At 54.6% G+C, this 18,838-nt stretch carries 14 protein-coding genes; 6 read left to right on the top strand and 8 right to left on the bottom strand.

The window, feature by feature from the left end:
- Position 1 precedes the first annotated feature (1 nt).
- The 5 genes from XX99_RS23930 (at position 2) to XX99_RS23910 (ending at position 4,482) form a co-directional block, all read left to right on the top strand.
- Entirely contained in the window at positions 2 to 673 is a 672-nt protein-coding gene (locus XX99_RS23930) for a type IV toxin-antitoxin system AbiEi family antitoxin domain-containing protein (protein WP_050061945.1), read from the top strand.
- Positions 654 to 1,472, top strand: coding sequence for a nucleotidyl transferase AbiEii/AbiGii toxin family protein (locus XX99_RS23925; RefSeq protein WP_050061944.1), 819 nt, complete (start codon positions 654 to 656; stop codon positions 1,470 to 1,472). The genes XX99_RS23930 and XX99_RS23925 overlap by 20 nt, the downstream gene beginning before the upstream one ends.
- Positions 1,473 to 1,861: 389 nt before the next feature.
- Positions 1,862 to 2,671 carry a helix-turn-helix domain-containing protein gene (locus tag XX99_RS23920; protein WP_050061943.1) on the top strand — a complete coding sequence of 270 codons (810 nt, stop codon included), beginning with the start codon at positions 1,862 to 1,864 and terminating at the stop codon, positions 2,669 to 2,671.
- A 202-nt stretch (positions 2,672 to 2,873) separates the two neighbouring features.
- Positions 2,874 to 3,797 (top strand): LysR family transcriptional regulator, encoded by a 924-nt coding sequence (locus tag XX99_RS23915; protein ID WP_050061942.1) that lies wholly within the window; start codon positions 2,874 to 2,876, stop codon positions 3,795 to 3,797.
- Between the two features lie 64 nt (positions 3,798 to 3,861).
- Complete coding sequence (locus XX99_RS23910; protein WP_050061941.1) at positions 3,862 to 4,482, top strand: hypothetical protein; 621 nt, start codon at positions 3,862 to 3,864, stop codon at positions 4,480 to 4,482.
- An 880-nt stretch (positions 4,483 to 5,362) separates the two neighbouring features.
- On the opposite strand, the gene XX99_RS23905 is transcribed toward XX99_RS23910, so the two are convergent.
- The 5 genes from XX99_RS23905 to XX99_RS23880 form a co-directional block, all read right to left on the bottom strand.
- The gene (locus XX99_RS23905) at positions 5,363 to 6,745 is read right to left on the bottom strand and encodes a glycerophosphodiester phosphodiesterase family protein (RefSeq protein WP_050061940.1); all 1,383 of its coding nucleotides are present in this window, start codon (positions 6,743 to 6,745) and stop codon (positions 5,363 to 5,365) included.
- A 318-nt stretch (positions 6,746 to 7,063) separates the two neighbouring features.
- Complete coding sequence (locus XX99_RS23895; protein ID WP_050061938.1) at positions 7,064 to 7,765, bottom strand: DUF2059 domain-containing protein; 702 nt, start codon at positions 7,763 to 7,765, stop codon at positions 7,064 to 7,066.
- Positions 7,766 to 7,847: 82 nt separating this feature from the next.
- Positions 7,848 to 8,270, bottom strand: coding sequence for a hypothetical protein (locus XX99_RS23890; protein ID WP_050061937.1), 423 nt, complete (start codon positions 8,268 to 8,270; stop codon positions 7,848 to 7,850).
- Positions 8,271 to 8,463: 193 nt separating this feature from the next.
- Positions 8,464 to 9,531 carry a hypothetical protein gene (locus tag XX99_RS23885; protein ID WP_050061936.1) on the bottom strand — a complete coding sequence of 356 codons (1,068 nt, stop codon included), beginning with the start codon at positions 9,529 to 9,531 and terminating at the stop codon, positions 8,464 to 8,466.
- A gap of 79 nt (positions 9,532 to 9,610) precedes the next feature.
- A complete protein-coding gene (locus tag XX99_RS23880; protein ID WP_050061935.1) occupies positions 9,611 to 13,054 on the bottom strand; it encodes a TonB-dependent receptor in 3,444 nt (1,147 codons plus the stop codon).
- 277 nt (positions 13,055 to 13,331) lie between these two features.
- Between XX99_RS23880 and XX99_RS23875 the strand changes: the two genes are divergently transcribed.
- Positions 13,332 to 14,630 (top strand): hypothetical protein, encoded by a 1,299-nt coding sequence (locus XX99_RS23875; RefSeq protein ID WP_050061934.1) that lies wholly within the window; start codon positions 13,332 to 13,334, stop codon positions 14,628 to 14,630.
- Positions 14,631 to 15,068: 438 nt separating this feature from the next.
- Here the strand turns inward: XX99_RS23875 and XX99_RS23870 are convergent, their stop codons facing one another.
- From XX99_RS23870 to XX99_RS23860, 3 genes are all read right to left on the bottom strand, one after another.
- Positions 15,069 to 16,031: a CpaF family protein gene (locus XX99_RS23870; protein WP_050061933.1), complete on the bottom strand. Its 963-nt coding sequence runs from the start codon at positions 16,029 to 16,031 to the stop codon at positions 15,069 to 15,071.
- A 162-nt stretch (positions 16,032 to 16,193) separates the two neighbouring features.
- Complete coding sequence (locus tag XX99_RS23865; protein WP_050061932.1) at positions 16,194 to 18,230, bottom strand: type IV secretory system conjugative DNA transfer family protein; 2,037 nt, start codon at positions 18,228 to 18,230, stop codon at positions 16,194 to 16,196.
- A 17-nt stretch (positions 18,231 to 18,247) separates the two neighbouring features.
- A complete protein-coding gene (locus XX99_RS23860) occupies positions 18,248 to 18,565 on the bottom strand; it encodes a hypothetical protein (RefSeq protein ID WP_050061931.1) in 318 nt (105 codons plus the stop codon).
- Between the last annotated feature and the right edge of the window lie 273 nt (positions 18,566 to 18,838).

Here is an 18,838-nt window from a genome sequence, read left to right as displayed (position 1 = left end):
ATTGACATTTCTGGCGCAGTATCACACACTCTATATAGATATGCCGCGCACCCGCATGGACGAGCTATACGCACTTGCCGAAGAGCATGACGGCCTGCTCACGTCTAGAGAGGCTCGCGCACTCGGAATTCGAGACTCCGTCCTGGTTCGGTTGGCACAGCGTGGCCGCCTGGAGCGAATGAGCCGAGGCGTCTACCGCATAGCCCATTATCCGACAGACCGGCTTGCACAATATCGCGAAGCCGTTCTATGGGCGCAGGCAAATCATCATGGTCCCGAACGCATCGCTCTGTCCCATGAGACGGCTCTGCTCATCTATGGCATCTCAGACCTGAATCCTTCGCGTGTGCATCTCACCGTGCCGAAGTCGGCACGGCTCCGTCGCGAACGTCCCGAATGGATCACGGTCCATCAGGCCGATCTTACGGAGAAGGAGGTCGGTCAACATGAGGGGATTCCAGTCACGACAGTAAGCCGCTCCATAATGGATGTCCTCTCGACAACACATCGAACGGAGATCGCGCGTCAGGCTGTCACAGAAGCGCTCCGCGATGGCTTGCTCAACAGCCCCCAAGCCACGGAGCTCCGGAAGATCATCGGCAAAGCAGCACAATCTCTTCCACGCCCCACAGACAGAAGCGAGGCGACAGCACATGAATCCGCGACCAGTTGAACGTCTCGAAAAGACGCTGGCGCGAGTCGCCAAAGAACAGGGTTTGGCGCAGGAACGCCTCCGCCGATGGGTCTCCTTTCTGGCGCTATGCGGCGTATTGGAACGCGCGGTGAACGAAGGGATTCTGGACGGCTACGACCTCAAAGGCGGCGTTGCCCTTGAGCTCAGGTTTGCCGAGGGAGCACGCGCCACCAAAGACATCGACATCGGTGTGCCGCTTGAACGGACAAAACGGCTGCGAGCGTTTCAGGCTGCGGTGGCGCTAGGCTTTGACGACTTCACCTTTCTACTGAAGGGGAAGCCATTGAACATGGACAAAGTAGACGCGGTACGACTGCAACTCGCCATCCGATATCGCACCCGCGCATGGCAAACTATCGAGGTCGATCTTGGTTCGTCCGGTAGAGGTGCCGTAGAACTCGTCGTGCCGGCGATTCGGGGACTGAACGCGATGGGATTGCGCGTCCCATCGCCTGTTCGGTGCCTCAATCTGAGCGAACAAGTCGCCCAAAAGCTGCACGCCTGCACCGGACCTTACGCAGCAGGTCGTGCTCGAGATGTCCTCGACATTCTGTTGATCGACTTGCTCGGCAAGCTGGATGTGACGGCAGTACGAGCGGCGGCTCAACAGGTCTTCGCCGACCGCGCAACCCACGAGTTTCCGCCGAACGTCCATATCCCCGCGGAGTGGGCGCCGGAGCTTGAAGTGCTGGTGAAGGAGCTTGGCTACCCGACGACTTCAGCGACGGAGATCGAAGCACGGTTCCGCGCCTTCGTAGAGTTACTGGCGCAAGCTTAGGTCGATTCGCCTTGGCATCCATTGGCGCAGTCGGTATAGGAAGCCTTCATATCCTCCTAGTGGAACAACGCGCAGTCTAAGACCACAGAATTTTGTGGAACCACAGGAACTCGTGGCAGTAGACGCGACCTTCGTTCTTATTATCAATAGCTTACAGATGGAATGGTGATTGCTATCTTTGGTGGCGTCGCAACCTGACGGTGCTGACGACGACACCGCAGGGGCGCAGCCGTACTCCCCGATTCAGCCAAAAAGTTCCGTGCCATAGAGACCATCCGGCCGCGAGGGCATCAGGGACCGCATGAGCGGGTGGGAAGAGAGGACCTGCTCCCATCTACAGGAGCAATTCCCAGCTTCACGCGGTCGAGTATCAAGCGGAGGCCAATCCGATGAGTGAGATGGGTCGTAAGCTATTGATCATCCGTAGGCAACGCAAGCTTTCACTGCGACAGGTGGAAAAGCTCACTACGACGATTGCACAAAAGTACGGTGACAAGTCCCGCAGGATTTCGGCGAGTTGGCTCGGCAGGGTCGAACGGGAGAACCATTCGATCGCACACAAGTGGCTGGAATCGCTGAAAGAAGTCTACGGTGTCACACACGAGGAGCTAACCGATGATTTGATTCCCGAATCGAAGGCAACCCGATCACTGCATCATCAACTTCCCGATATTCCGGCTGCCGTCTTGAAAGGATTGGCTGGGCTGGGAGCTTCATTGTTGCCACCCGAAAGCTGGTTAGCGTACTTCCCTACGACAACACTCTTACCACCCCTCGCCCAAACTGAGGGTTCTTCTCCGGCTAGAAAGCGACCCCGCAACACGGAATATTTGTACGGCATACTCGGTGCGAGTGACAACACGTTGATCCCATTCGTGCAACCGGGAGCAATCGTTGAGATTGATTCATCGATTCATAAAATCGACTCAGGTAGAGTCTTCCGCTCTATCTTTGAACGCCCCATCTATTTTCTGCGCTCTCACGATGGCTACCATTGCGGCTGGTGCGAACTGGACCTCAAACAAGAATGGCTCACGCTGGTGCCTTCCGCTATGTCCATGGTGTCTTACCAGAGGTGGCGATACAGGGGGGAAATAGAGATCGTCGGCATGGTAAATCGTGTTCTGACCCGATTAGGGTTTCCCAGAAAAACCAGGCTCGACTATACGTCCCCTGACGAACATTCCAATTCGACCTGAAATCAATCCTCTTCCAATAAGCAAATGTAGCAAGGCGATCTAAAGCCGTCGCCAGCCTCCGGAGATCGAAAGAGCCTGCTCTTAGTATGTCAATCAGGATCTGACTCCCGATAAAGCGAATCAGGCGCGGATGATCGCCGGGACTAAGTGCATCCCTCGAATTACGCAATGCTGAAGCTTAATCCAACAAAGGCAGGTTTCCATGCAGAGCAAGAATCCATTGGAAGTGAACATCCTGATCGTCGTCATCGCACAGGAAGGCAATTTCATCCGTGCCTCGAAGAAGCTAGGCATTACACCACCGTCGCTCACCAGAAGGGTCTCGTCTCTTGAGAGAAGCATCGGAGTTAAGCTGTTCGACAGATCGACACGGAACGTACAACTGACCACTGCAGGAAGACTCTTTGTTCAGGAGTCGTCTCTCTCCCTCATGCATGCCGAACGCGCCTGGGATCTTGCTCGATTCCAGGCGCAGATCCAGATTGGCCCTTACCGGATAGGTTATTCCCCATACACCCACAGTGCGTTCTTGCCGCTCCTGAATGGTATGAGCCCGGTACGTCATTCTCCTGGGGATGAGCCCTCCGGGATTGTGCTTGAGACCGCGAACACGTTGGAGTTGGTGGATCGTGTTCTTCGAGGGAAGCTTCATGCCGCGCTGGGCGTGGGTCCAATCTCGGATCGAGATCTATGGGTGCAGCGGGTTGGCCGAGAGGGATTTTCGGTCTGCCTGCCGCGGAACCATCGGCTGGCCCAGAAGGTAGGCGTGACTGCGCACGACCTTGATCGCGAGATGGTCTTCTGGATGCCTCGATCGTTGCAGCCTCGCTACTATGGGCGGGTTATGAAATACATCGGCAATCTGGGAGTGCAACCCCTCTTCAAAGAAGTGAAGAGTGAGGCTCATGCTCTCGAATTTGCGGCACACGGATTTGGCATTGCTCTACTACCCCGTTCCGCTGCCCACATCACGCATGCGGGTACCGTCTTCAAGCCGTTGACCGACCGCTACCTTGGCATCGAGACCGTGCTTTTCATGCGACGTGATCAGAGATACGGCGACCTCAAAGATCTAGTCGATGATCTTTTCTCTCGGCTCTTAGCTCTCAAAATCGAAATCAACTAAGCCCAAGTGCCCCACTGGATGGGATATTTCGCTCTGATCGATCAACTGCTCCGGAGGATGTCTTATGCGCAGATTCCCTCTCATCTTTCTTGCAGGCGTTGTTTTCCTTACCGCCTGCGACAATGTTAAAAAGCCAACCGACAGAAATTTCAGGAAGGCCATCAACCGGTATTTCGAAATACATGGAAAAACTTGCGCGTCGATAGGTCGTGAGTTTCCTGTCGATGTCTCCAGGGCTACGCAGAAGGATCAGTATGGGATCGAGGCTCAGATGACAGCTCTGGAGCAGGTTGGGTTGGTTCATTCTTTCGATATCGTTGTTGCCGCTCCCGGCATTCTGGGGTCCAGTGCGCAGCGGCTAGTAAAACGGTATGAAGTAACCGACGAGGGAAAGAAATATTTCCAAGAGATCCCGGGCATCTTTGGGAAAACCGGTAGCTTTTGTTATGGAGAGAAGACCGTTGATTCGATCGTCAAATGGACGGAGCCGATGGCGATGGGCTCGTATTCCCAGACCGAGGTTACCTACACCTACAAGATCGTGGACCTCGCACCTTGGGCGGAAAGGCCGGATATCCAGCGCTTGTTTGGGGATATTATGACGACAGTCAGTGGAGTCTCGAAGACAAGTCAACTAGCGGGGTTGCGGTTGACCAACCAGGGATGGGAAGTGCCGGCCAAATGAACTTACGGCAGCTCCTGTAAGAGTTCCCAGTCGCCGATTGTTTCGTTCGGAGCCTGTAATACAAAATCGATAGACGTGATCCGCCAGTGGTGATCGCGCACAAACTTGTCAAAGTCGTCGTGTCACTTAGCGAACGATCAAGATGATTACTTTGGAGGAGACCCCAACGTTTCGAAGTGCGGTCCAGTGGAGGCTTTGCATTCATCAATCATGTACCCATGCGCAGCTTGATGACCTACCTACAGTGCCCCCTCTCCAAAGGAGAGATCTATGCTTGAGGGAAAAGTTGGAGAGATCATGGCGCACAAAAACTCACGGTTGTGCTGAAAAGAGGCGTTTGCAAGATCGTCGTGTAGAGCAACCATCGCGTCCCGCATGTCGCATTGGACAGGCGGATGACGGAGAACGGTATTACCAGCGAAAGCGCGCCGCGTGCCATCGGCGTTGAACTTGAGAGTCGTGTTCCTGGGGAAATCTGTTCTGCCCTCGGTTGATCGTTGCCGTCTTCTTCGGTGTCGCTGGAGCGACACTTATTTGTGCAGAGGTGTTCGGGGGGACGATGGTTGCAACTGAAAGCACAACTGTTTGACCGTCAAAGATTGAAGGGGGGAGTCCAGGTGCTGTCCAACGCGCAAGAAGCATAAGGCGCGGTTGGATATCTGCTGCCGCTCCCTCCTGGGTCGAATTAGTTTGAAACGCCAGCCGAGGGCAAGTTGCACCTAATGGGAGGCATATACTTGCGCTGCCGCTGAACTGATCCCTCTGGACACTACCCCTTGGAAGAAGGAGCAGTGTCCAGATCTTGTTCGGACCGAGGCCATTCGGCTTTCAGGATAGGGCCCAGAACGAATTATGGGTGGCTGAGGTTTCTACTGCTCGCTTAGAAAAAGTAGCTCGTATTACGTTGCCCTCTTTGCCACAGATACGACCCCATAGCCAGCGGATTATCGGTAGTTATGAAATTGAATCCATTTCTGTTAGCCAAGATGAAACTCCAATCAGGCCGTTGATCCGCGGTGTCGGAGGGCTGGCCGTTAGGCGCTCCGTTGTAGAAATACTGGCTAAGGAAAGAGCAGCAATATCCGTTACTGTTGAAAAACTGATAATTCACGTAGTTCGTCTGATCGGCGCCGGATGCCACCCATTCCTTATAAGGGTTGAAGTTAGCGAGCGCCCTAGGCGTTCCCGAATCCCCCCAGTTGTAGAGCGATGTAAGAATGCCCGGATTTTGTTTGAGGTCCACCTCCATGCCTGCAGTGAACGGAAATGCGTTGTAAGCTTGCATCGAAGCGAGCTCCCGAGGCTCGCTTCCGAAGCGACCTGGAGCTATTCCGCTGGTCTGATATACCGGCATGACCTTTACGTAGTTGGAATCCGGGTCAGATGAGTTCTTTGTAACGTACATCAATTTATTAAAGTCACTTTGAAGCGTAGCGGGCCACATGTAGGTATATGCAGCATCGTACTTAAGGATAGCTACCCTGTAAAACCCGGTTTGTGCAATTAGCTTCCACACCGCCTGGAGAGAAGTTCCGTCTTTGACATCCAGCGTAAACACAGCCTGAATATTGTTGTGCCCGATATAGTCAATCGCCGCTTGCAAGGTCGGCGGTGCCTCGTTCCAAGTTGACCAGGCGAAGTTGGTGGAAGTTCTCAGCTTTAATGTATCCTGCACTGAAGCATTGCTCCACCCACTGACATTGGGATTCAAACCCGCCGCCTCCTGCCCTCCTACGTTGCTGACGCCACCGCCCAACTCACCTGGATCTCCATCTGGTACCGAAAGACCGGGACCGGGACCCCAGGGATCGAAGCAGCATTTTCCATCAGCGTTTCCGACATTCGTCTCACGCCCCCATGTGGAATCGTGGGTGAGAATCGGCACGCCGTCCTGCGTAAGCCGGACATCGAGTTCGATTGCCTCAATTCCCATGAGTGCGGCGTTATAGATACTTTGAAGAGAGTTTTCGGGAGTTTTGCTGAAGTCGAGTTTGATACTCGAGTTAGGAAGCGTAGTTACACAACACGCGTTGCCATTGTCATCCAGAATCGAATGAAGGCCTCTGTGAGCTGCAACAATCACAAGATCGGAATGTCTGTTATACATCGCAGACAGAATGTGGTCTGTGTCATAGCCGGGTCCTAGTGAGACGCCGGAGGTGCCAGTGTTTGACGAAGTGCCAGAACTTTGCGCGTGCATGATGATGCTCCCGCTTAGCGCGAGCACAAAGAAGAGCGTCTTAAACCAACTGTTATTGGGCATAGAGATCCTTTTCCTTTGATCAGTGGAATTCTTGTTTTATTTGCCTGCCCCAGAACAAGTCGAGACAGACGCCGACGGAGAATACATTCAGCACGCCCTCCATCCAGACATCGGTCGTCAGGATTGACCGAGGCAGATCGTCGTGGAGAAGCCGCCGTCTCTGATGATTCGCGAGATGCGACGCTGACGCGTACTGAGTCAAATCAATCTCATCTACAAGAAATAGCTGCCGAGCAGTCTCAATCTGCCGGTGCGGCGACCGAATTCGCCTCGATCATTTGCGGCAGCTACGCGTAAAGTATTGCTTCGAATTCTCGATTACTCTGGACCGTCGCCATCGGCTCCGGTCTCCGGCTCTCTGTTAGTCGACGTGCGAGTATCTGGCTTCGCCGTCTTGGGCGTTACGGCCGGCTCCGCGATCAAAGGTGGGTGAATCACATTGCGCTTTTCGATGTAAGCTGTTGTAATTTGATCCGTTTCGCTTCCAAGCCGAGTTTTGAGCTTCTCCATGAAATCGTAAGCGACATGGTTGAGAGCAGGCCCCTTTTCCAGCATTGCCTTGCCTGCAGGCGACTTATAGAAAGCGATGATGCCGTCTATGTTCTCGTCGCTAAAGTTATCCGCGCAATAGCGAACCATAGCTGCTTCCAGGTTTTCGATGCCAAACTCAGTGTCCGCAATTTTGTTTATCTCGGCACGATAATCCTCGCTGAGCTTTTTTTCTTCCGGAGAGATCCCCTTGTTTTTTTCAAGCGACTCTCCAGGCACAACCACCTTTCTGCTAGCGAACATTTTCAGAGCTGTCTTTCCCTGAGAGAGAACTTCTGACAATTCAGACTTAGTTCCCGTGACCGTAAGCATCTCGTCGATCTTTGCGGATTTTTCGGGAGAAATGGCGGACGGACGCGACTCGGTCTGCAAAGGAGCCGTCGCTGCGGAAACCGGTCGAGTGTCCTGTGCGTTAAGCGACAGGCTGCTACAGACCAGCATTGTGGCGATCGAAAAAGAATTAAGGCGCATGATGGGGAGAGTTCTCCTGGTCTGACGTGCAAAATGCAAAAGTTGAAGAGTTAAACTGGCTGCTGGGAGATGATCGATGGCATCAAGAAAGATGCTGTCGCAGTCCACGCTCTTGGGAACGAGTTGGCTTGATCTCATCCCAGGTCAGCTCGGTATCGGCGATTCCATTGATCTTGGCTAGGTAGTCGTCTGTGAGCTGTTTCTCCTTGACCGAGGTCGCGACGACCTTCGCGTGTGCGATGCCTGGGACGACGGTCTTCCGATCGGCATACCGCTTGAGGCCTTCCCGCCTCTCCCCAAGAATTTGCAGCAGTTGGGGCTTAGTGCCCGTGGCTGGAAGCATTTCCTCTATTTTTGCGGCCTTAGATGGTGAGATGTCGGTCGAATGAGTTTGGGAGTTCGGTTGCGATACCGCAGACGCCTGCGCCAAGGTCGAGGTCTGTGCGTAAAGCAAGACTCCGCCAAAGGCAATCGCAGTTGCTGTCAAAAGAAAATTAGCACTCATGATGAGATATACCTTCCTTACTGATTTGCAAGTTAATGCAATTTAGTTACTAGGCAATTTTTTACAGCGTCAAGTAGACCGAAGAGATCAGCGGCCATCGATGCGTCCGGCACAAAACAGTCTGCTCTCGATAACCCAAGGAATTTTGTAGGTGTCTAAGCGTCCCTTATTCCCAAGCAATTCAGCAAATAGGTCACGGCTGCAGCAGAGCTCCGGTGTCGGGATCGTAGTAGAAAATTTTTGACTTTTCCCCATCGATCGACTCGCGGATCTGTCCGGAACTGATGTCATCATCGACCTGAATGGAAAACGGAGAGAAGTTAGGACAGGCGACTTTTACACCGCTGTCAAAACCCGTTGCGAGAGGCTGCAAGGAACATTGCGCCCCATCAAAGCGGGCTATGTTTAGCCAGCCCTCCGGCGTGATCGTAAGTGAGTAGACTGGGCGGACCAGCATATCCGTCACAGAGAACGATTCGCCGGCCTTGTACTCTGCGCTCTTGATCGGCCAGTCATACGGCATCACGATGGAGTTTGCGATCAACCCTTGAGGCGTCAAATAGAAGTGAGGAATCAGGCTGGCTCCCCCACGATAGTTGGGTAGCCACAACGCCAGATGAAAGTGCGGCGGAGAGTCATGATGTCCGTGCGGGTAGTTGGTGTCGAAGCCCATCAGGAAAAGGCGGCCCAGATTCTGATCATCGACGTAGTGATCCAGTCCCAGTCTCCGAATGGCCTCCAGCAGACCGAACTCAAGATTGCTTGCAGCGCGTCGCTGAACATCGGGAAAGACGCCCTCGGTGTAATCACCTGCTCTACGCGCTGGATCACCGTGTTCGAGGCGCAGCTCAACTCCTTGCCAGTAAAGATGAGTTTGAAATTCTCCAGAGTTCACGCGATCGGCGATTTGCGATGGCACTATAAAGCGTAAGCCGCCTGAGGAGCGTTCGAAGGAGAGATCGACAGTCTCGAGGGTCACACGCCTAAACGCGCTTGCGTCCGTTCTCACGCGCAACGGGATCGGAGTAGACACGGGCACACGCATGGCGAGGATCACTTCGCGGGTGTTCTGGCGCGCATATGCAGGATCCTCGACAAGCTGGCAGGCTTTGCACGTTGAAGGAAAGTCTATGGCTACCGGAAGATCTGCCGGCGCGGTGGTTGTCTTAACGAGCTTCAAGGTAACAAGGACGGTGCTTTCTGCGCTTGCGGCAAGAGGCCAGGCCAGCATGCAAAGAGCGAGAATGAAAAGACGATTCATGAGTCTCCGGAGGTATGGCGGCAACACGGAACGATGTTGCCGCCTAGGTTGATTTTGTTTGGTTAGGTCCGCAATCCTGTTAGAAAGCCAGACGGAGGGCTACCTGTACCTGACGGGATGGATAGGCGTTAGCTGCGGTATACGTTCCGAAGTTGGCCCCGTCGGTGATGGCACTGTCTGGTTCCTGGAAGTTGGTCGAGTTGAGTACGTTGAAGGCTTCTACGCGAAACTCCAGCTTGCTTGCGTCAGACCAAAGTGGCACTGACTTGTGGAGCGCGAGGTCGAGCTGCGCGAATGCCGGACCACGGAGGGCATTTCGACCGGCATTGCCGAAGAACTGACTCGGGGTAGGAACAGTCACCTGACTTGCGTTGAGCGTCTTCGTGAGCCCGCTGTTGGTCTTCACTCGGGCCGACTTCGGCGCATATACGGCACCAGGTGTGCTAACAAGATTTGGACGAATCGCATAGGCCGAACTGGTGCTCGACACCACATACTGTCCTTGCGGAGCGTAGGTCAGGTTGATCGGCAGTCCGCTGCTCACGACGTTGATAGCTGAGACCTGCCATCCTCCAAGAGTTGCCTGCTGCCACGCCGGCGCGTTCTGGCCGAACATGCGCCCCCTGCCGAATGGCAGGTCCGCGGTGATCGAAAGTGTGTCGTTTAGAGGCTGGTCATAGCCTGACGGCCCCCTGTCCCCAGCCGGGTTGTAGAAGTTTACGTTTGCGGAGTCTCCACCGTTCGTCTCCAAGTCCGCGGATGCATTGTTGAACGCCCTCGACCATGTGAACGAATTGATGAGGTAGATTCCGTTGCTGTATCTCCGCTCGAGTTTCGCCTGCAGCGAATTGAAGTTCAGAAATCCGGTCGGTAACGTCGCGAGAATGTTCGTGAAGTTACCGATCGGACGCCTTGCCTGCTGCGAAGTGCATTTCGTGCTATCAGTGTTGCAGGCTACCGGCTCGGTGGCAGCCTGATTGAAGTCGGTGAGGACGGGAATATGCACCCCATGACTGCCAACATATGACACTTCTAGAGTTGTGTTCTTCATGACTTCGCGTTGAACGGTCAGATGGAATGCCTGAACGTAGCCAGCCTCAAAGTCGCGAGGAATGTAGCGAGTCTGAGCGGACAGTGTCGAGAAGTTCTGCGCCGACGCGAAGTTCGTCTGGTAACCCATCTGCGTCGTGCGGAAGCAGTTGCTGGGGTTCTGTGTAAGCGATGTGCAGAGTTGTTGCCCACCCGTCACGGAAGGAGGAGTCTGGTTAATCGTGGCGTCGACGATGTAGGGGCCGTTATAAGCCAATAGGCTCTCACCACCAACACGGAAGAAGTGCATAAAGCCGATTCCGTATCCTCCACGAATTACCGTCTTTGGGTCTACCTGATAAGCAAAGCCGAAGCGGGGAGCGAGATCTTTCTTGTCGGTGTTGATGAGGCTGCGGTCACCTGAAGACGCCTGGACCAACGAGTTGCTCGTTGGATCGAAGTTCGCAAGGTGGTTGTTTTGCTCCCAATAGGGAGTGACGAGCTCATACCGCAAGCCCAGATTGAATGTGAGTTTATCGCTGAGCTTGAAGTCGTCCTGAACGTAGCCCATATACATGCGGCGTTCCATCTCGACAGTCGCCAGATTATTGAGTTGGTAACTGTTACGTGCGCCGGTCAGGAAGTCGGCCAGGTTATACGCCTGGATATGCGCAGCATCGGTGGCAGATGCCGCAGCTCCTCGGCTGAATTGGCTGGCATAGAAGCTCTCGCCATACTGTGGATGGAAGTCCGAGATCGCTTGGTTGAGAAAGCCGTATTCGAAGCCAACCTTGATACTGTGGCGTCCCTTCTGCACGCTGTAGTTGACTTTGGGGTTCGCTAAGAAAGGATTGGTGAACTGTGGATTGGAAGACTGTCGCCCGAACTGAGAGAAACCGGTGACGACTTGAGTGTCAAGGCCGCCGGTGAGCGATGGGTCGGTCGGCACGTTCGGGATGTTGAAGTCGGCCAGCAGATTGTCCGCGCCGATGTTCAGCGGTGTTTTGCCGCTGTTCGTCCATGTCAAGCCAAGACGAAGCTCAAGGACCGATCTCGGTGTCGGGGTGAAATTGTAGCCACCCGCAATCTGCCGCGTGTAAGCGTAGAGCGTGCCAACGGTGTTTCCGCCTGCGAGGCCTGGAATATTGGGAGCCATAAGGACCTCCCACGAGCTCTGACTGTAACGAGCGAATGCGGTCTGCCGCGGACTGATGTAGGCGTCGGCTCGGGCGTCACCCTTATTCGTGGTGGTTCTATTCGCTGGCGTTGAGACGTAGTTATTTCCGCCGGGCGCCACGGTTGCATTGGGTGTGGCGTCCCCCTGCATGATGCTGAGAACTTTCGAAGCAAACGGGCTCTGGTCACCGGCAGGAATTCGTCCATTCGCATACTGTGCGCCAGTGATTGGATTCACCAGCGCGATGGGATTGCCATTGGCGTCGGTGAAGATACCCTGAGCTTGCGCAGCGGTCGGAACCACGGCGGTCTGAATAGTGCGGTTGACGTTGCGGAGTCCTTCAAAGTCCGCGAAGAAGAACAGCTTGTCGCGCTTGATGGGACCACCAATCGTGGCGCCGAATTGGTTTTGAACCAACGTTGGCTTCACGCCGTTCCCAAGAAAAGGCCCGTACGCATTGAGGTCGGTGTTCCGAAGATACTCGTATAGGACACCGTGATACTGATTCGTGCCGCTCCGGATGGTGGCGTTGATGATCGCTCCGCCGGCCCGACCGAATTCAGCGCTATAGTTGTCCGTCTGAACCTTGAATTCCTGTACCGCGTCGGGAGACGGAATCACGGCCTCGTTTGAAAACCCTTGGTTTGCTGTCTGATACGCGTTGTTGTCGATACCATCCAGCTGGAAGTTGTTTGCCATCGAGTTCAACCCGTTTACGTTGTAGGAGGCATCCCGGCTGGGATTGGACAAGACCTCGAGCAGCGATTTACGAACGCCGGGCACGAGGGTTGCCAGATCGGCGTAGGCGCGGCCATTGAGCGGAAGGTTTACGATCTCACGCGATTGGACAGTTTCTCCGCGGTCGCTGGAGTCGGTTTCAAGTAAGCTCGCTGCGCCCGAAACGGTGACATTTTCCGTATTCGTGCCAAGCTTCAACGTCAGCTCAACTCGCTGTCTAGCTCCGATGTTGACGACGAATGGGCTGGTGGTCGAGGTCTGAAATCCGGGGGCCGTTACTGTAACGGTAAACTCGCCCGGCTGCACGTTATCGAATTCATAGTTGCCGTTTGAATCGGTCTGACGAGTCACCGTCACACCTTTGGAGATGCTCGATAGCTGGACGGTCGCTGAGGATATGGTTGCTGCGCTCGGGTCCTTAATCGTTCCGAGCACGGTTGCGGAATCGAATTGGCCCCATGCTGCATGTGGGGATCCGGACAAAATCAGCACCACTGTAGCGATGCCATACAGCCAGAGTCGCCATCGAATGACGCTCTGCTTCTTTTCTTGCGTAGCCAGATATGGCTCTAATCTCATTGCGTAGGCTCCTTGGAAATCACTTCTGATGTATCTGTGTCGCGAGGGTGAACGCAGGCAGCAAATCCTCGCCGATGCCATAGGACTAGCAACCGGACAGCAGCTCCACGCAGATAATTCACGGAGACAGCAGGGATACTTCGCATAAGCCCAGCGCTATGAGCGCGTTACGAAGCCTTAACATTGCCCCGATACATGAACAGAACGTTTCAATCGTGTTTACGCGCCATTTATAAACCTCTGATTTACTGGGTGCTATCGGGGAAAGAGGTAACATATGGCCTCCACCAGCGTTGAGGAAACTGTTGCGCCCGATGATGCGATAGCCGATAGCCGACGCGCTTTGGTAGCACGTGTCATCGGCTCCTCAATATTCTTAAAAACCGAACGACTCTCTGGCTTCCTCTCTTCGATCTGTGAACTGGCTCTGAGTGGTCGAGCGCACGAGATTAACGAGCACAGCATAGGCACCACCGTCTTTGGACGGTCCCCACACTACGACTCAACAGTTGATGGGATCGTTCGAACTCAGGCGAGCCGCCTGCGTCAAAAGCTCGATCTTTATTTCAATGGGGAGGGCGCAGACGAACCCATTCGCATAGTCATTCCTCGAGGAAGTTATGTCCCCCTATTCGAACCCGCTCCCGGAGCTTTGCCTCAGCCGATCGAAACGCCTCCGCTGACGCTCCCGCTCGAAGCCCCGGTCACGCCTTCAAGATTTCCTATCTATATATGGTCTGCCTCGATTTGCCTTGCCCTGGCGCTCATCACTGTTCTTCTTAGCCATGCGGGTATTCTGACTCTGTCCCTGCACGGTCGTCCCCAGGCCCATCCTCTTTGGAGTGAAATCTTCACTCCGGGACGTGCCACATTAGCGGTTCCGGGGGACAGCGGATCGGTGATGCGGCAGGGGATCATCAATCGGAACATGGGATTGGCAGATTACCTCAGCTCCGACCATGGAATGGCGAACACCACATCGTCCGCTGCTATTCGGGCCGAAGCGGACGATTTTGGCGGTCGTCGGTATACCACCATTGTCGATCTTGAGATCGTTCACGATCTCGACCAGATTGCACTTTCCGGAAGGGGCAAGCTGGAGCTGCGTTATGCTCGGGAATTGACTACCAACGATCTTAAGCGAGGCAATGTCATACTGATCGGAGCCCCCGAGGCTAACCCGTGGGTTGAGCTCTTCGAGCGCAATATGAACTTCGTTTTCTCTCACGACCGCGATCATCGGGTGATGTCTGTAGTTAACCGCTCACCTACCGGCAGTGAACCACACCAATGGGATTCCCGATACACAGACGCTCAGCGCCGTGTCTTCGGGGTTGTCGCCTATCTGCCCAACTTAAGTGGAAACGGCAATGTACTTATCGTTGAAGGAACATCCATGGCAGGAACAGACAGCGCATGGGATTTCGTTTCAGATGATTCCCAGTTGCTGCCATTTTTAAAACAGATCCGGGGTAGCGACCGATCTGTGCCGCACTTTGAAGTTGTTTTAGGAACAAATAACTTCAATGGCAGCGCTGCGAAGACGGCTGTTCTTGCATGGCGCACCAGTAGGTAGATAACCACTACTCCAGTCGAGACGAAACCTCGGGGTAGCTTTCACATGTTTCAGGCCGAATCTCAGATTGGCCACTTCAGCTAGCGCGTGTACCCAAGTGATGGTGTTTTCCAGAGGGTCCTCCTTTATCTGGATCGAATTTAGATCGCTGAACTTACTACCCTTGGTACTTGGAGGCTGTCTTTGTAAGCCGATTTTCTCGAAGTCTCCAACGGATCTGAGCACTAATCCTATTGGCGTCCAGCACAATACTGAAGACCGCGACTTCGGCGAATGCAGGCTGGTTGGCCGTTAATGTCCTCAATAGTCCAGCAAGCGCCGGCGGGAAGTTCGAACGAAGGAAGTCCTTCAGACGTACGTTTGGTGATTCTTTGGAGGCGAATTGGTCGTGGAGCAGATAGTGTCATGTTCTCGATGATTTTGCCAATAAGCGGCCACCTACGAACCGTCGGAATGCGGCTGACTCAGTCGAAATGACTTCGTTCCCGATGCGATAAGTGTTTCATTGGCTGTGCGAATTTCCGTTACGTGCCGCCAGCCATCTTGATTTGCGACGTGCGTGACTAGGTCTATGGAACACCTGCATTCCTCCATGACCTCACTCAAAGGGACGCCACCCGAGCCGCGCATGGCAAGCTGCGCCAAGCGTCGCAGAGCATCTCCCGCGCTGTTGGCGTGGATGGTCGAGAGCGAGCCGCGATGGCCGGTATTGAGCGCGTCGAGAAAGACGCGCGCCTCTGGGCCGCGAATCTCACCGACGATGATGCGGTCGGGCCTGTGCCGAAGCGCAGCTTTCAATAAATCACTAAACCCGATCTGACTCTTATGCGTATCGAGTTGGGCCTCGGCTGAGATGACGTGCTGCTTCTTTATATAGAGTTCTGCTACGTCTTCGAGGATCAGGATTCGATCATTGTCAGGGATGAATCCCGCGATGACATTGGTCAACGTGGTCTTTCCCGCCCCTGTTCCACCAGAGATCAGGAGGTTGTCGCCGCGGCGTATCGCGTCTGAAAGCTGTTCCCCCTGATCGGCTGTGAGCATCCTGCGCTCGATCAGGTCGTCCATCGTGAACCCACGGGAGGTGAACTTTCGGATCGTTATCATGGGCTGAGGATTGACCACTGGTGGGATGAGCGCAGCCATACGGCTCCCGTCCGGCAATCTCAGATTCAGGATTGGCGAATCGGCATCGAGTTTCTTGCCGAAGCGGTTGGCGATTACTTCGAGGCTCGTCAGGAGTGCGCCATCCTCAAATTGGATGTCCGGCTGAAACACGATGCGGCCCTTCTCCTCCATCCAGACGGAGCCGTCGGGATTCACCATGATCTCGGAGATGGTCTGGCTGGACAGCAGATGTTCGATCGGTTTGAGAAACGGAATGATGATGTCAAAGCTCATCTCTGGTACCCCTCAGGTTCTAAGTGTTTGAAAAAATGTAATCGTCGTGGTCGTGGCGGTGGGAATGTGGAAATCGAAACGCGATTTCCAAGGGCAGTGGGAAGGGTGGAAAATGGCTGTATCGTTTTCCGTGCTTTCCACTGCCCGTCATTTCCACCGCCTTCATGCCGGAACCTTCTTTGGATCGAAGCCGATCCGTTCCTGCTCGAACCAACTCATCGTCGCAGGCAGGAAGTCGGGCTTGAGATAGCAGTAGGTCGGTGGCAGAGGGGTGATGCCATCGAACGCGACCACCACAGACTGCATATTGTTGAGGTCGAAGAAGACTTTTTCCTCGAAGAGCGGCTCCTTATGTTTCTGGTACTGCTTGGAGGCGGAGACGGAACCTTTACTGGACGAGGTGCGTCCGCTCAGCAGGCCGACATTGGCATTCGTACTGGACTCTGAGACGGTGTAGCTAATCCGTGTCCGGTCTGCCTTACCGCACAACTCAGACGCGTATCTGGCTGTCTCTGGATCGCTTGTGGTCAGGAAAACTTTTGTCCTGAATGCCTGCAGCAGCGTCTTGACGCCCTCATTGGGTAATGCATCGTTGAGGCTGGAGACGCTCTGGGTGGCGACGATCGGGATGCACTTTGGCTGCCGGGATATCGACAAAAATCGTTCATCCCCTGTCGGGTTGTCACCACCTACCGTGGCGAAGTTTTGATACTCGTCACAGATGAATACAGTCGCTCGGAAGTGTCTTTCCGGGTGAGCATCCATGACCGGGATTCGCAGTTGGACAGCTCGCTGATAGTCGATCTTCATCATGGTTCCGATGGTCTTGGCGAGCGCAGGATTAAGGGCAACGGGGAAGTTGAGGCCAACGACTCTTCCGGTCTCGATCAGTTCGTCGAACGGCGGCAGCACGCGTCCTGTCGGATCAGAGGGACAGGGCTTACCCTCGTACAGCTCTTTTGGCGGACAGAACACGCGACGGACCTTCGCATCGGTCTCGAAGAGAGACAGAAAGACCACGATACCCTGCACGATCGAGGTCTTGACCTCGGAGCGAAAGAGCTTCCAGTGTTCCCAGTACCAATACTGGACGCTGTCGAACTGGTCACGCTGCTCTGCCTGGGACGGTCTCCGCGTATACACAGCAAATTCTGCAGACGTATGCTGTACCAGCAGTTGTTCCAGGGTCTCGGTCCATGCGACCAGATAAAGTCCCTCGTCTTCGCGCCACTCGAATCCCAGGGGGGACAACAGACCCTCATGTTCCCGGTACGCATCCTTGTGGATGCCTATATAGCTCGTTGCGCTGAAGCGCGTTCCCACTTCGATCATGAGTTCTTCGAGGCGCCCTGCGCTGATGACAGTACGGAAGATGTCGACCATCGTCAGGTATCCGTCCCGAATGCGATGGAGCAGGATCACGTACCGGACGAGGTCTGTATAAGACTGCTGCCAGAAAGGCTCCTTCCCTTTGCCCCATATTGAGGTAATGATGGAGGCGATATTGAACGCCTGCGCGTAGGCGTCGAGGGAGTTGTTCAGTGGGTTATAGCGAAGATCGCCGTCGAGCGAGATGTCGTCATAATCGTTCTCTCGTCCGCACGACTTCAGAATGCGCTGTGCCTGTCTGCAAAGATCCCCCTTCACCTCAAGGACGATGCCGGAGAGCTTCTGCTCCGGATCGTCGGCGCGGTAGGCAAACAACTGGCGCATAGCCGGGAGGATCAATCCCAACGTCTTGCCGGAGCCGATAGAGCCGAACGACGCAATACCGGTGTAGAGACCTCGTTCGGGGATGGCGAGCCATCGCGGAGTCGGACTGGGCCGTGGAACGAGTTGGCGGTGTACCTCTCCGATGACCAGTTGCAGCTCGTCTCTGGTACGCGGATCGGGATACGGAGGCAGAGAACCCACACCCTGTTCCAGTTCCTTCCTGTAGATGTGGACATACACCAGAGAGAACAGCATGGAGAAAATCAGGAACGGCGTGCTGTAGAGGAATAGATCGTAGCTTCGTACCAGACCGAGATAGATGGATGGCCCTTCGAGCGAGACCAACCGCAGCAAAGGGTCTGCCTGATTGATGGGGTACAGGCTATTGAGGATGATCCCGCAGGTCGCGCTGAGTCCGAGCGACAGAAGGATGCGGTACTCGACCAGGGGACGAACAAGCTGTTGAAGCGGGGCTCTCAGACGCATGTTGGCGGCGTCTCCTTTTACGCGTGAGTTGTGCTGTTGGCTGGAATCGAGTCAGGTTTACGGACCGGCTCAGTCGTAGGCTTGACCGGTGAGGTAGCGGCCTTAGTCTCGGTGGAAGGACGCGCGGGACTCGGAGACCGGCTGGCCTTGTACTTGAGGAAGTCCTCTTCCTGTGTCAGAGCGAAGCGCAAAAGCTCATTGATGATGTACTTGCGTTCGTTATCGGACCACTCGCACATCAGGTCGATGTCATTCGAGATGCTGTCCTCGATGTTGGTCTTCAGGAGCACGAGCCGAACCTTACTGGCACCATGCTCGATCTTGAACTTACTCATCGGTGGTTCCTCTCTGGCCGCAGATGCGACCTTGTGATGTACAACACTGGGACTAACTCGGTACCGACTTTGGTCAGGTTTAGGTACTCACTTTGGCCAACTCAGGTACCGTGTCTGGACCGGATGGAGTACCGACTCTGGACTCGATCTGGTATCGACTTTGGTCAACGGCAGGCCGGGGGTGGGAGCGACCAGCGCGGCGTCAGCCGACGCGGCAGCCCGGAGGGCGGGGTCGCTCCCACCCCCGGCATACACCCCTCCCTGACCCCATCT

Source organism: Silvibacterium bohemicum (assembly GCF_001006305.1).
Taxonomy (GTDB): Bacteria; Acidobacteriota; Terriglobia; order Terriglobales; family Acidobacteriaceae; genus Silvibacterium; species Silvibacterium bohemicum.
This window is presented reverse-complemented; position numbering and strand designations above follow the sequence as displayed.